Source organism: Chelatococcus composti (assembly GCF_014201415.1).
Taxonomy (GTDB): Bacteria; Pseudomonadota; Alphaproteobacteria; order Rhizobiales; family Beijerinckiaceae; genus Chelatococcus_A; species Chelatococcus_A composti.
The window spans coordinates 200,757-213,345 of record NZ_JACHEH010000007.1 but is presented as its reverse complement, the minus strand read 5'-3'; the positions used below and the strand labels follow the sequence as shown (position 1 = coordinate 213,345).

Sequence of the window (12,589 nt, the reverse complement as noted above, 5' to 3'; positions counted from 1 at the left end):
CAAGGTGTGTCGACCCGCTCGGTCGATGACCTGGTCAAGGCGATGGGCATGAGCGGCATCTCCAAGAGCCAGGTCTCCCGGCTCTGCGAGGAGATACGCGACAACAGCGAGCCGCGCCACGAAAAAACCTGGCCAAAGGGTTAAACATGGGGTCATAATGTCCCCTGAAATTCCCATTCACATTAAGGACAGGACATGACCCATGCACAACCGCTGGAACTGCTTCGGCAGGCCCGAGATAGGTTCACGCAGCGCGAAATAGCCGAACACATCGGCAAAACACCCAAGACCGTCAGGCGCTGGGAAAAGGGGGAAGTCCCATGTCCGGCCATGCTGGAACCGGCATTGCGCGATCTGCTGCAAAAAGCCGCCCACACTCCGGCAGGCGGCGGCCGGTTCAGATTCATTGACCTGTTCGCAGGGATTGGCGGCATCCGCATGGGCTTCGAGGCTCACGGCGGCGAATGCGTCTTCACCAGCGAATGGAACGGGTTCTCGAAAAAAACCTATGTCGAGAACTTCGGCGAACGGCACACCTTCGTTGGCGACATCGTTCCCTTTCCGGCCGAGGCTGTTCCCGATCACGACGTGCTGCTGGCCGGCTTCCCCTGTCAGCCGTTCTCCATTGCTGGCGTCTCCAAGAAAAACTCTCTTGGCCGGCCACACGGCTTTGAATGCACGACACAGGGAACGCTGTTCTTTGACGTGGCGCGGATCATCGCCACCAAGCGCCCCAAGGCATTCCTGCTGGAGAACGTCAAGAACCTGCTTTCACACGACCGGGGCAACACGTTCCGCGTCATCCTGCAAACCCTGCGTGACGAGCTGGGCTATGACGTGCACCACCGGATCATCGACGGCCAGCACTTCACCCCACAGCACCGCGAACGGATCATCATCGTTGGTTTCCGCGAGAAAACCGCCTTTTCATGGGACGATCTGCAACTGCCGTCCGAGGGACCGCGTCTTTCCTCGATCCTGCACCGGACGGACGGCACCGAACCCGTGCTGCCGTGGGATGGCGACCGGTACTTCGATCACGACCGGCAGACTGTCCAGCCCAAATACACCCTCACGCCCAAGCTGTGGGCCTATCTCCAGGCCTATGCGGAAAAGCACCGTGCCGCCGGCAACGGCTTCGGCTTCGGACTGGTCACACCGGACAGCGTGGCCCGCACGCTTTCAGCCCGGTATTACAAGGATGGTTCGGAAATCCTCGTCTCGCAGGGAAGCCGCAAGCGGCCGCGCCGCTTGACCCCGCGCGAATGCGCACGCCTTATGGGATTCCCCGACACGTTCCGCATTCCCGTCAGTGACACGCAGGCCTACCGCCAGTTTGGGAACAGCGTGGTGATGCCGGTCATGCGCGAGGTGGCCCGCGTCATGGTTCCGCATGTCGAAACCATGATCGAACAGGAGCAGGCCGGCGTCGTCCAGCCGCCACTGGCATTTGCCTGAATCCCGTGGCGGACGTGGTGGATGCCGCAACCAGAAGCCGGATGATGTCCGGCATCCGGGGGCGGAACACGAAGCCGGAAATCCTCGTGCGGAGCCTGCTGCACCGCGAAGGCTTCCGGTTCCGCCTTCACGTCCGGGAACTGCCAGGAAAGCCTGATATCGTGCTGCCAAAATACCGCGCTGCCATCTTCGTGCATGGCTGTTTCTGGCACGGTCACGACTGCCCGCTCTACCGGCTTCCAGGCACCCGGCCTGATTTCTGGCGGAACAAGATCGACCGCAACCGAGCCAGCGACCGCAGGGCACGGGATGCGCTCCTTGCGGCCGGCTGGCGTGTTGCCGTGGTCTGGGAATGTGCCCTTCGTGGGGCAGGAACCGATCCCGGCCAGGTAGCGCAGCGCCTTGCGGTGTGGCTGCGTGGCAATGAACTGGAAACAGGGATCAGGAAATGAAACAGGGTTATCTGTCGCAGTATTTCGAGGGTGTCGCGCTCAAGCGCCTGAGCGCCGTCGAGGCCGATGTCATCCGGTCGAACCAGCACGAGTTCAACGGCGTGGAATCGCTTCGCTCGATCCTTGGTGAGCCTTCCGGGAAGGTTCGCTTCGCAGCAAGGTTTCTCTATCTCTCCGACCAGGACGATGAACCGGTCATCGAGGACGGATTCCTGACGTGGTATGACGCCCGCCAGAAGGCAAGGGAAGAACGCGGTGTCATGCGCTGGGAATACCGGCTGTACTTCCCGACCAATCTTGTCTCGCAGTGCGCGGCGGAAGGCGACCTGCTGGTGATTGCAAGGCGGGCCGATGGCGACCTACTCGCCATCGTGGCCGAGAAGGACACGACCATCGAGCGGCAGCTCATGTGGCTGTTCGGGTTTTCCGATCTCACACATCCAGGATTCTCCGTCAAGTCGGAGCTGGAAACGGAACAGGACAGGATCGGCTTTGCAGCAAGAGTGATCCTCGAACAGATCGGCATCGAACCGGAAGAGGAAGCGCCCAACTATCTGGACGACATGCTGGCAAGGTTTGATGGCAGATTCCCGAAAACCGTCGAGTTCTCGGCCTATGCCAGAAGCACGATCCGCGATCTTTCCAGCCATGACGACCCGGACGCTGCGCTGGTCGCATGGATGGAACGGGAAGAAATCCTGTTCCGCACGCTCGAAAAGCACCTGCTCGGCGAGAAGCTGCGCAGCCTCACGCAGTCCGGCATCGAGGACACGGAACCCTTTATCAAGCTGGTTCAAAGCGCCCTGCAACGCAGGAAATCACGGGCCGGCTCGGCGCTGGAAAACCATCTTGAACAGGTATTCACCGATCACGGCGTGACCTACACGCGAACCGGCGTCACCGAAAACAACCTGAAACCTGACTTCATCTTTCCGGACATCAGCCATTACCACAGTGCGGCCTTCCCACAGTCAAGGCTGACGATGCTGGCATCGAAATCGACCTGCAAGGACAGGTGGCGGCAAATCCTCAACGAAGCCGCCCGCATTCCTGACAAGCACCTCCTGACACTCGAACCCAGCATCAGCGAGAACCAGACGGACGAGATGAAGGCTGAACGGGTTCAGCTTGTGCTGCCCAGGAGCCTGCACCCGACCTACACGGCGGCACAGCAGGCCTGGCTCATGGATGTGGAGTCATTCACCCGGTTGGTGAAGCAAAGGCAGAACGCCTTATCCTATCCGCCACCTCCAGCACCTGGCCGATGGGCAGATGATGTCCCTGGGCGTGGTGTAGCAGGATAGCGTCGGTCACCAGTGTTTTTCCGGTAGGGTCGGGTTGTTCAAGCTCAACCTGATGGAAAGTCCACCGATGACCGACGATATGATGAACCTGCGCTCGCTCGTTGAGAAGAGTGCTGACGCCGATTTGCTGCGCGAGATGATCGGCTTTGCCGCCGAGAAGCTGATGGAATTGGAGGTCGGCGCGAAGACGGGTGCTGCCTATGGCGAGAAGAATGCGCTCCGGCTGGCGCCGCCTTCGCGCGGTCGCCCGCGGGAAGCTCAACATGTCCTTTGCGGAGGGGGCGGCAGGGGTGCCGACGGCGGCCCGTCCCGCCATCGGCGCGCCCAGCGGATGATGGCGTCGCAGATCGTCATGCCGCAGAGGCCCAACAGGAAGCCCACCGACCCCTCCACATTGCCGAAGGGATAGCCCCACAGCTCGAGCCAGCGGCGCACAATGTGAGCCGCAGCCGGGGTGCCATAGCCGGCGGTGAGGCCACCGACGACGGCTGAGGATATCCGCGCCGCCCACGTGTAGGATGGATTGATGAGCCCCCGCACGATGCCGCCGGCAACGCCCGATGCTAGGTGGACGATGTTGACGCCGAGGAACACCACGTTGCCCGACGGCGGCGGAATATCCTGCATCACCTTCCCCCCTCTCCTCGCAGCAGGCGCGATCGGATGTCCTCGACCCATGCGCGGGCACCGAGGATCCGCCGGTTGGCGATCGTCAGCGCCGCTGACGTTTCCGCCAGCTTCTGCCGGGCGTCGTCGCCTTCCCGGATGACGGGATGCGGCACCGGATGGAACAATGGCCCGGCGGCTGCCGGCGACGGTATCGCCCGCGATGCCGGCCCATTAGCGGACACTGTGCAGCCGGCGCACGTCAGCGCCAGTGAGGCGGCAGCGATCATCCGACCGCTTCGCCAGGTCGGCACCATAGGCATCGATCCTCTCCTTGAGCGCAGCCCGCAGCCGCCCCAGCGCGGCCGTCTCTGCAGCGGCGATGTCAGCTGCGCCCTGCGCGATGGCGAGGTCAATTCGCAGCGTGGCGACCTCGGCCTGGAGGCCCCGCACCTGCTCTCCGGTGCGGGAGGCGTAGTGGCCGTAGAGGTAGCCGACCACGAGCCCGGTGGCGGCGAGGCCCGCCCTCGAGGTCAGCGCGGAGAAGGCGGCGGCGATCATGTCCACTCACCCCGGCGGAAACTCACCAATTCGTCGCGGAAGATGTGCCGGCCGAGGAGGAAGAGCCCGACGCCCGCGAGCGCCAGCGCCAGCGGCCAGTTGCCGGCGACGGCCCGGATGAGGTCGCGGACCGGCATAAGCGCATCGGAGACCGTGCGCGCCGCCTCGCCGGCGCCGGCAAGCCACCCGAGCGCGCCTACCAGTCCCCCGGCGGGTTCCAGCGCGGCATCGGCAGCTCCGGTAGCGGCCGCGGCCCCTCCGATCAGCTGCGCAGCCTGAGCCGCCTTGGCCGCTGCGCTCGGCGCCGTCCTCGCCTCGGCGCGCTCCGGGGACACCTCACGTGGCGCCGCGCGAGCCAGCGCAGCCCAGGTCGCTTCGTCGAGATCGGTTGAGGCCGGCAGACCGTTGTCAGCCTTGAAGGCCAGCAGTGCGCCCCGCGTGCGGCTGCCCCACTTGCCGTCCAACATGCCGACCTCGGTGTAGCCAAGGTCCCGCAGCATCGTCTGCAGCCGCCTGATGTCCGCATCGGATGCCCGGACCGCTTCCTTCGCTGGCGACGGGCCGGCGGGGCTGGAAACGCCGAGCACGTCCTTTGCGCGGGCGAGGTAGGCACGCCTGGCGGCGAGGTTTGTGAGGCCCCCATTGAGCGCCCGCGTCGTGCCCTCGAGGTCGTCACGGTCGGCCGCGGCAGCCATGCGCGCGGCGAAGTACCGTGCGGCCACCTCCACGGCGGTGTCCGGCTCGCGCACCAGCTCCGGCCTGGCCTCGAGGTCGATGCCGGCGGCGGCCCCGAAGCGCCGGTAGTTGTCGCGGCCGGTGAGCATGTACGCTCCGCCGCCGCGATAGCGCCAGCCGTCGCCGGGCGCCGTATTGCCGAGCCTCCGGCCATAGACCTTCTCGGCGAGCGCCTCCGGCTTGCGCACATAGGGCTTGGCGGCCGCATCCGTCCTGAAGCGCAAGGGCCAAACCTGCCGGATCCGCGCTGCAGACGTGTAGTTGAGGTTCTCGACGAGCGCGCGGAACCCGTCGGTCTCTTCGGCCATGTGCGCCAGGAAGTGCGCCATGCGCAGCGGCGTCGTGATGCCCTGCGATGCGGCATGCGTGTTGATGGGCCCGACCAGCTTCGAGGCGAGCGGAGCCGGCCCGCCTGCGATGGCCCGCAGGTCGGCGACGGTGACGGTGCGCATGGGGTCTCCTTCAGAAGGTCATCATCTCGCGCCCGAAGTGCGCCGGGCCGAGCGGATCATCCCCGGGGATAGGACGGTGGGCGCAGGCGACGAGTGCCGCCGCGAGCACGGCGGCGAGAATGAGCCGGGCCATCGATCACGCCAGCGCGACGGCGAGGCCGCCCCACAGGGCGCCCGTCAGCAGCTCGGCGACGATGATCGGATTGGATGGCCGCAGCCGCCATGAAAGCTCGTAGGCGCCCGTGGCGAAGGCGGCGAAGGCGAGCGCCCCCGGCACGCCGAGCAGCAGCTCCCCGGATATGGCCGCGGCGATCATCAGCCCGGGCAGCGCGAACAGGTGCCGCAGGCCGAGCGCCAGATGCGCATTCCCGGCAGCGAGCTCGATGAGGGCCGTCTCCAGGCCGGAGGCCGGACGATCCGGCGCAAATCGACCGAGCCCGATGAGATGCCCCCACGGCCCGACCGCCCAGACGAAAAAGGCGGCCCCGAAGGCCGCCCCGTACCAGAGCCCGTCAAAGCAGGCCCCTATCAGTCCGATTGCAATGGATACCGGGAAAAGCGCCCTCCCAGGCATCCAATCCGGCATCCAGCGATCATCCCCACGCGCCCGGTTAAGCACGGCGCAGGCGGCTATGGTGAGGATGGCGCTCGTCATAGCGCGGCGGCCTCCGCCCACATGTCGTCGATCTGCTCCGGCGTCAGACCAAGCGCGACCCCGATCTGATTGACGAGAGGATGCGACCGCTCGAATGTGGTCGCATATTCCCACTCGATCCGCGCGACCTCACGGTCGGTCGGGTCCTCGATGGCGTCGATGGCTGCCTCGACCGACGACAGGCTGATGCCATTGAGGACCAGCCCGAGCCGCAACTGACGCGACGTGAGAGGTCGTAGCGGATCAGGTGGCGGTGGTTCCGGTTCCGGCTGAGGCGGCGCCGGAGGATCAACAAGGGCGAAAACGCCCCCTTCGATGCTGACGATCTTCCCTTCCATGATCCCTTCGAGCGCGGCCTGATATTCGGCCTCGGTAATCTCGATGCCGCCCTCGATGGGCGACGTGCTGACGCGATTGTCTGCTGCCCAGGGCATCACAAAATCCTCATGAAGTAGGTAGCGCCGATGTTCCTCGGGCGCGTTTCATCACCGCCAGTTTCATTTGTCGTGGGCGATGTAATGCCGCCGTTACCCGGAGCAGAGGCGACCACGGGTCCTTGAAGAGTATTTTGGGCTAAATAGCCATTAATGGTGTGGTTGTGTTTCTTGATCTGGTCGTCCTGCGTTAAACCTGACGATCCGGCGCGGATGAACCGTCGCTCCGTGCCGATAAGATGGATCGTCTGACCGTGCAGCGGCGACGAGGGCAGATCGATCTCAGCCGTAGCGGTGATGTACGGCGCAGAGCCGGAGACGCTTTCGCTCGCGAGGATGCCCTCGTTGTAGCCGCCTGCGCCGGTCTCTCCGGCGCTCAGCTTCACATAGCGGTACCACTTGTCGGTGGGCGGGGCTCCTCCGCCGAGATGGTCGAACACAGGGATCGGCACCCGGAGCGGAAGCGAGGCCCAAGGATCGGCGGCAGCTTCAAGCGCCTCCTGCACGTTCGTGGCCCCAGGGAAGGCGTTGCTGTCGTCGTAGGGCACCCCGCTTGCGTCCGGCGCCCCAGAGCTGATCCATGCTCCGAAGACGCCCGCGGCGGCCCGGCGAGAAAACGGCGTCGGGCCCGTGCCGCCCGTGAGAGGTACAGCTTCCTGCACAATGGCCGTGGGGTCCACTGGGTCCGACCTCACCCGCACGAACCACCGCCCACCCGCGAACGGCGCGTTTGCGTCGCTCGTCAGGATGTAAACGCCCGGCACGACGACGCTGTCAAAATCTGTACCGGCGTCGAGCTCGACCGCTGCCGCCGCAAGCGCGAGGAACTGACCAATGGTCGCGCGGCCGGCGGGATCGCCAGGCCGCTGCATCGGCACAGAAAACTCGCTTGTCAAGGTCTCGATCTGATCGAGATCTACGATGGGAATACCACGAGGCATCTGACCCTCACGCGGCGTGGCTGAAGTCGAGATAGGCGGCCGTGCTCAGATAGGAGACGCCGTCGGTCCAGTCGGACGTGATCTGAGCCTGCGCGCCGTAGCGCGTCACGGTCGCCGGCGATTGAATGACATTGGCGCCCCAATCCATCGCGCCGCGTGGAGACGTGTCGGCTGCTATCGCGCCCGTGACATGGGACATCCGGGGCGTGCGAGCCCAGCCAAGTGTGACCGAGCCGGTGAAGTAGAGGTGACCCGCGCCACCCGGCGTCCCGGTCCCGCTCTTGCGCTCGGTATGGAACAACTGGTTCCTGTTGGCGAGGCGCGTGATGGTCGGTGCGTTCGACGGGTCGGTGACGATCCGCGCGATCAGAGCATCATCATAGGTCGCGTCGAAGATCGCGCTGGTCTCCAAAGCCGAGCCGGGGTTGTAGCCGCCATCTGCCAGATCCCGCAGCACGAAACGACCATTCGGAAACGAAGCCGCCGGCGTCGCCATTCCTGTCCCTGGGGCATGCCAGCGCAGGTGGTAGGTCTTGTTGGGCGCCAGCGCGAACGTCCGGTCGCCGACAGCGAAGCTCGCCAGGTCGATGCGGAAAAGCCCGCGCCAGATGAAGGCCTCGGTCGTCCCGACCACGATCTGCCCGGTGGAGCCGGTGACGCTGATCCTCCCGTCCGCGGACAGCACCTCGGGGAAGAGGGGCATGTTCGCCCGGGCTTGGCTCTTGGTGATCGCGTCGATGGTCACCGTCGCGGCCTGGATGGCCTTGAGCAGCATCTGGTCGTCGGCGTTGTCGATGGGGATGCCCATGCCGACGATGGCCGCGCGCAACTGCGCAAGGATGCCATTGAGAAAATCGGCCTCGATACGGGTGCCATCGTTCGCGGTGGAGGACGAGCAGTCCTTGAACCAGGTGTCGTCCTCTCCGAAGATGCGCGTGTCGGTGGGCCGCGTCGTCACGGCATTGAGGGCCGAGGCCGGCCCCAGCAGATCGGTCATGGCAGTCTACTCCGCGAGAATGGGCAGGCCAGCGCCGGTTTCCAGATAGTCCCCGTCGTCGTTGACGAGGATGTAGACCGGCGGCGGAATGATCACGTACTGGACCTCGAGGTGCGCGTGCGCCACGCGGTCGATCACGCAGCGCAGGGCGCTGATGTCGGGCTCGCAGGCGAGCGAGCTGCCCCCCATCGTCCGGCCCGCCAGCGGAGGCGTCGCGAGGTCGCCCACGAAGGCCGGCGAGTTGTCGATGTCGACATAGATGATGATGGTGTTTCGCGGTGGCCCTCCGGCTGCCTGGCTGCACCCGGTCTGGGCGCAGCTGGCGATGGCTCCACAGGCGTCCTCCGCGTCGGCGCAGCTGATGGCCCATCCGAGCGGCGCCACGAGCGCCGCCAGATCTTCGCACCGCGCCCCGCCCTGCGCCCGCACTTTCGCGCACAGGTCGGGATAGGGGTCGCACAAGTCCGGGAGGCCGTACTCCTCCAGCCACAACTCGCGCGTCTCGCTGTGCGTCGCGCACCAGAACTCCTGCCGCAGGGCGCACAACCGCTCGCAGAGACTGGCGAACACGTCGCAGACGGCCGCCCAGTAGCGATAGAGCACTGTCTCCGGGCCCGGCCCGCCTTCGTGCGTTCCCCACGCGCGCCCGCGTGGCAGCAGCGCCAGTGCCTGGGGCACCAGGTCGTCTTTCGTCGGGCAGAACATCGGCGCCTCGTCAGGTAAATGTCACAGCGCCGAGGACCGGATACTCGCCGGCGGCGAGGCCGATGTCGCCGGCCGGCGAGGCAATGCTGTGCCGCTCCTCGCCGCTGGCGTTCGCAGCGGCCTGCCAGATCCACGATCGTGAGAACGTGGCCGAAGCCGCGAGGTACGGCATGGACGGCGTGAGCGTGTCGATGCCGGCTACCCTGCCTAACCGGCGGAATGCAGACTTGAGCTCGGCCACCACCGCCTCCTGCACCGCCGCCGTCGCCGGCACGAGCCCATCGATGGTCACGTCGATGACGCGCGGCTGCGGGGCCACCACGGTGACGACGGCCCCCGCCGGCGCGCGCGTGTCGATGTATTCGGCCACCCGGGCGACGTTCGCCGGGTCCGGGATGCCACTCTCGAAGAGGTCGTGCATCAGCGGGAACACACGGACGGTCCCCGGCCCCGCCCAGCGTCGCTCGACGAAGACGCCCGTGACGCCCGCGACCTCTGTCGCCCACAGCACATAATCGGCCGGAGCGCCGCCCTGCGGCACGTTGCGCTTGCGGAAAAGGATGCGCCCGCGGAACGTCGAGAGGTCCGTCGTGTACGGGTCCCCGTCTGGCTCCACGTCGGCGCCGCCGACGATACCGGTCGCGCCGACCTCGATGGCCGCCGCACCGTGCACGCCCGATACGGGCGACAGTTCCGTGCCGGGCAGCGTCACCGTGGCCTTGCCGGTCGCGCTGGATGCCACGTCGAGCGTGAGCGTGCCAGCTGCCGCGAGCGTGCCCCCGACCGCCACGCGGAACTGCACACCGTCCGCCCGGCGCAGGATGGCGCCGGGGTCAACCGTCAGCGGCCCCGGAGCGGTGAACACCGCCTGCCCCTGCGATGGGGTCGCCGGACGCCGGGCAAGGCCGAGCTCGGCGCCGTGCATGTCGAGGTGCTCGCCGTCTGCCGTGAGGGCGAACTTCTGGCGGGCGATGTAGTCGGCAAAGCCGAAGACCTCGTGTGTGAGCCCGCCGAGCACCTTGGCAGAAGGCCCGATGTTGTTGGGCCACAGCCAGGCATCCGAGCCTGGCAGATGCGTCCGGAAGGCGCGGCGGGCCCGCTCGACGAGCTCGGGGAGCGAGGGAATGGCGAAGCTCATCTCAACTCCTGCAGCCACACGATTTCAAAGCGACGGTCGTAAATCTTCTGGCCGTCCGCCCCGTAGAGCCGCACCATCAGGTCGAGCCGGCCGCGCGGCGCATCCCCGCTCGTCTCGACCTCTACGCGCGCCGCCGCCCCCTGGCGCAGCAGCGGCACCAATGCCTCCTCGGCCATGGCCTTGGCCCAGCGGGACACGTCCTCGGTGAGCGCTGCCCGCTCCAGCAGCCACAGCAGTGAGCCGAGCGGCTCCTCGCCGAGGTCGGCGCGCACATCGACGCCATCGCCCCACCAGCCGCGCGGGTCGGCATCGGCGTACTTGCGCAGGGGGTGGTCGTCGGGTACGCGGCGGTCGGTAAACAGCGCCAGCACCACCGCCGTCTCCAGCGCCGACCGCGCCCTGAGGCCGCCGACATTGAGGGCTTCCCCGCCCGCGAGCGCCCAATCGGCCCGGTGCGCCGCGGGGTCCCACACGCTGTCCCACAGCAGGAAGGGCTGCGCCTCCTGCCCCTCGGCAGTGCGGATGAGGATGTCCATGGCCTGTCCTCTGTCAGGTGGCGGGCTCGCCTGTGGTCCCCGTTCCCGGCTGCACGTTGGTGTGCACGTGCGTCGCGCCGACGTTGCGGCCGTTGTGCCGCAGGGACGGCGCATTGATGTCGGCACCCGAGGCAGAAATCGTCATCTGCGACCCGCCCGCCTGCAGCACGATCTGTGGCGCCTCGATGACGACTTCCTGCGCGTGCACAACGCGGAGCCGCTGCTCGACCAGCGAGACCATGTTGCCGTGCTGGTCATAGATGGCGGTCGCGCCAGCCGGCAGGTTGCGGGGCCTGTAGTCCTCGTGCTCTACGCCGATCACCATCGCCCGATCGGAGCGGCCGCCGAGCGAGAGGATCACGCCGACCGAGCCGGCCGGAGGATTGGATGTGAATCCGTAGGGCTGCACCCGCGGCACCCGCCCCGGCCTGTCCCCCTTGAGCCCGGCAAGACTCATCATCTGCTGTCCGCCACCATCGTCGAGCGAGACGAGCCTCGCCCGGCGAATCATGGCGCGCACCGAGTCGTCGAGGTGATGCACGTCACTCATCGGTTGCCTCGTCGTCGCTCTGCTCCCACGCCTCGCCGGATTTGTTGCCCTTGTTCTTCTTCCCGCCATAGGAGCGCGGGTCGACGAGTCCGAGCTTCGTCTCGCTGCCGCCGACGCCGTCCTGCACGAAGTCGACGGTCTCGATGAGCATTTCCTGGCGGATCTGCAGGAAATCGCTCTCCACCCACACCAGCCAGCCCGGCTGCCAGATGCTCCCCCGTTCGTCGCGAAAACCCTGCACGGTGACAGTCGCGGTCAGGGCTCGGCCGGCGGCCTTGTCGCGCCGGTTGCGTGCGGTCTTGCGGGCCCGCGCCGGCGTCGTGTCGTCCTGCTCGACGATGATGACCGGGCGGTATCGACCGACCCCCGCGTCACGGGCTATCGCCTCGACTTCAAGGCTGTCTGGCCCACTGCCGGTGGCGCGCTGGCCCCTGACCACATACTTGCTGTGCCGGTTGGACCAATTGTGGTCGGCCTCACCGCTCTTGAGGTTGTGCCCCTCGATGATGCCGCCGGCATGGCGCTTGCTGCCCGCCTTGGGCAGGCGCACGTTGCCGTCGGCCTCGCCCATGAGCGTATAGCCCTGCTGCCGCGCCAGCTTCTCGACGGCGCGGAATACAGATTCTCCCGGCGTGATCTGGTAGTCGACCGGCTCGAGGTCACCGTCGGCAGCAAAGGTGATCCCGAACGGCGCGGCAAGCTCGTTGGCGATCTCCAGCGGTGTCTTCGCCTCGAAGCTGCCCGTCTCGTGCTCGGCCGAGGAATCGACGATGTCAGCCGCCTTCGAGCGGCCCTCCACGGCCACCCGCGCATCCGTCGCGTCGATGCGGGGCCGATAGCGGTCGACATAGCCGACGAGCAGCAGGTCGTCGTTGGCATAGATCGACACCTGCGCGCCGGCGCGAAACGTCCATGCTGTTGCAGTCGCTCCCAGCTCTGCCGCCAGCTCGAGGCGAAACGACCGCGCCGCTTCCTTCATGGAGGCGCGCACCTGCGCCCGAAGAAAAGCCGTGAAGCGCTGCCCGCCGACGACGACGCTGACGATCTCCTCGCCCATGGACGCCC

Annotated in this window: 16 protein-coding genes and 2 pseudogenes; 5 read left to right on the top strand and 13 right to left on the bottom strand. The window is 66.6% G+C overall.

The genetic code is table 11. From position 1 onward, the window contains the following. From HNQ73_RS15630 to HNQ73_RS15610, 5 genes and pseudogenes are all read left to right on the top strand, one after another. Positions 1-96 (top strand): annotated as a pseudogene (locus tag HNQ73_RS15630) (transposase); the annotation flags it as partial. A gap of 99 nt (positions 97-195) precedes the next feature. Continuing rightward, positions 196-1,458, top strand: a complete 1,263-nt coding sequence (gene dcm / locus HNQ73_RS15625; RefSeq protein WP_183335918.1) for a DNA (cytosine-5-)-methyltransferase — start codon at positions 196-198, stop codon at positions 1,456-1,458. Between the two features lie 5 nt (positions 1,459-1,463). Continuing rightward, a complete protein-coding gene (locus tag HNQ73_RS15620) occupies positions 1,464-1,910 on the top strand; it encodes a very short patch repair endonuclease (protein ID WP_183335917.1) in 447 nt (148 codons plus the stop codon). Next, complete coding sequence (locus HNQ73_RS15615; RefSeq protein WP_183335915.1) at positions 1,907-3,214, top strand: type II restriction endonuclease; 1,308 nt, start codon at positions 1,907-1,909, stop codon at positions 3,212-3,214. The genes HNQ73_RS15620 and HNQ73_RS15615 overlap by 4 nt, the downstream gene beginning before the upstream one ends. A 67-nt stretch (positions 3,215-3,281) precedes the next feature. After that, positions 3,282-3,476: pseudogene (locus HNQ73_RS15610) on the top strand (IS256 family transposase); the annotation flags it as partial. Here HNQ73_RS15610 and HNQ73_RS15605 read toward each other — a convergent pair. From HNQ73_RS15605 to HNQ73_RS15550, 13 genes are all read right to left on the bottom strand, one after another. Then, positions 3,473-3,844, bottom strand: a complete 372-nt coding sequence (locus HNQ73_RS15605) for a hypothetical protein (RefSeq protein ID WP_183335967.1) — start codon at positions 3,842-3,844, stop codon at positions 3,473-3,475. The pseudogene HNQ73_RS15610 and the gene HNQ73_RS15605 overlap by 4 nt on opposite strands. Before the next feature lie 210 nt (positions 3,845-4,054). Then, the gene (locus HNQ73_RS15600) at positions 4,055-4,381 is read right to left on the bottom strand and encodes a hypothetical protein (protein ID WP_183335913.1); all 327 of its coding nucleotides are present in this window, start codon (positions 4,379-4,381) and stop codon (positions 4,055-4,057) included. Next, positions 4,378-5,568: a peptidoglycan-binding protein gene (locus HNQ73_RS15595; protein WP_183335911.1), complete on the bottom strand. Its 1,191-nt coding sequence runs from the start codon at positions 5,566-5,568 to the stop codon at positions 4,378-4,380. The genes HNQ73_RS15600 and HNQ73_RS15595 overlap by 4 nt, the downstream gene beginning before the upstream one ends. Positions 5,569-5,578: 10 nt before the next feature. Beyond that, positions 5,579-5,701 carry a hypothetical protein gene (locus tag HNQ73_RS18115; protein ID WP_276200180.1) on the bottom strand — a complete coding sequence of 41 codons (123 nt, stop codon included), beginning with the start codon at positions 5,699-5,701 and terminating at the stop codon, positions 5,579-5,581. Positions 5,702-5,704: 3 nt separating this feature from the next. After that, a complete protein-coding gene (locus HNQ73_RS15590) occupies positions 5,705-6,223 on the bottom strand; it encodes a hypothetical protein (RefSeq protein WP_183335903.1) in 519 nt (172 codons plus the stop codon). Continuing rightward, complete coding sequence (locus tag HNQ73_RS15585; protein ID WP_183335901.1) at positions 6,220-6,657, bottom strand: hypothetical protein; 438 nt, start codon at positions 6,655-6,657, stop codon at positions 6,220-6,222. The genes HNQ73_RS15590 and HNQ73_RS15585 overlap by 4 nt, the downstream gene beginning before the upstream one ends. Next, positions 6,657-7,598 carry a pyocin knob domain-containing protein gene (locus HNQ73_RS15580; RefSeq protein ID WP_183335899.1) on the bottom strand — a complete coding sequence of 314 codons (942 nt, stop codon included), beginning with the start codon at positions 7,596-7,598 and terminating at the stop codon, positions 6,657-6,659. Before HNQ73_RS15580 ends, HNQ73_RS15585 begins: the two co-directional genes overlap by 1 nt. 7 nt (positions 7,599-7,605) lie before the next feature. After that, positions 7,606-8,595: a hypothetical protein gene (locus HNQ73_RS15575; protein ID WP_183335897.1), complete on the bottom strand. Its 990-nt coding sequence runs from the start codon at positions 8,593-8,595 to the stop codon at positions 7,606-7,608. A 6-nt stretch (positions 8,596-8,601) separates the two neighbouring features. Continuing rightward, the gene (locus HNQ73_RS15570) at positions 8,602-9,273 is read right to left on the bottom strand and encodes a hypothetical protein (RefSeq protein ID WP_183335895.1); all 672 of its coding nucleotides are present in this window, start codon (positions 9,271-9,273) and stop codon (positions 8,602-8,604) included. Positions 9,274-9,310: 37 nt separating this feature from the next. Continuing rightward, positions 9,311-10,438, bottom strand: a complete 1,128-nt coding sequence (locus tag HNQ73_RS15565; protein WP_183335893.1) for a baseplate J/gp47 family protein — start codon at positions 10,436-10,438, stop codon at positions 9,311-9,313. Beyond that, a complete protein-coding gene (locus HNQ73_RS15560) occupies positions 10,435-10,974 on the bottom strand; it encodes a phage GP46 family protein (protein ID WP_183335891.1) in 540 nt (179 codons plus the stop codon). The genes HNQ73_RS15565 and HNQ73_RS15560 overlap by 4 nt, the downstream gene beginning before the upstream one ends. A 13-nt stretch (positions 10,975-10,987) precedes the next feature. After that, a complete protein-coding gene (locus HNQ73_RS15555; protein ID WP_183335889.1) occupies positions 10,988-11,524 on the bottom strand; it encodes a phage baseplate assembly protein V in 537 nt (178 codons plus the stop codon). Continuing rightward, positions 11,517-12,581, bottom strand: a complete 1,065-nt coding sequence (locus tag HNQ73_RS15550) for a phage baseplate assembly protein (protein WP_183335887.1) — start codon at positions 12,579-12,581, stop codon at positions 11,517-11,519. Before HNQ73_RS15550 ends, HNQ73_RS15555 begins: the two co-directional genes overlap by 8 nt. Between the last annotated feature and the right edge of the window lie 8 nt (positions 12,582-12,589).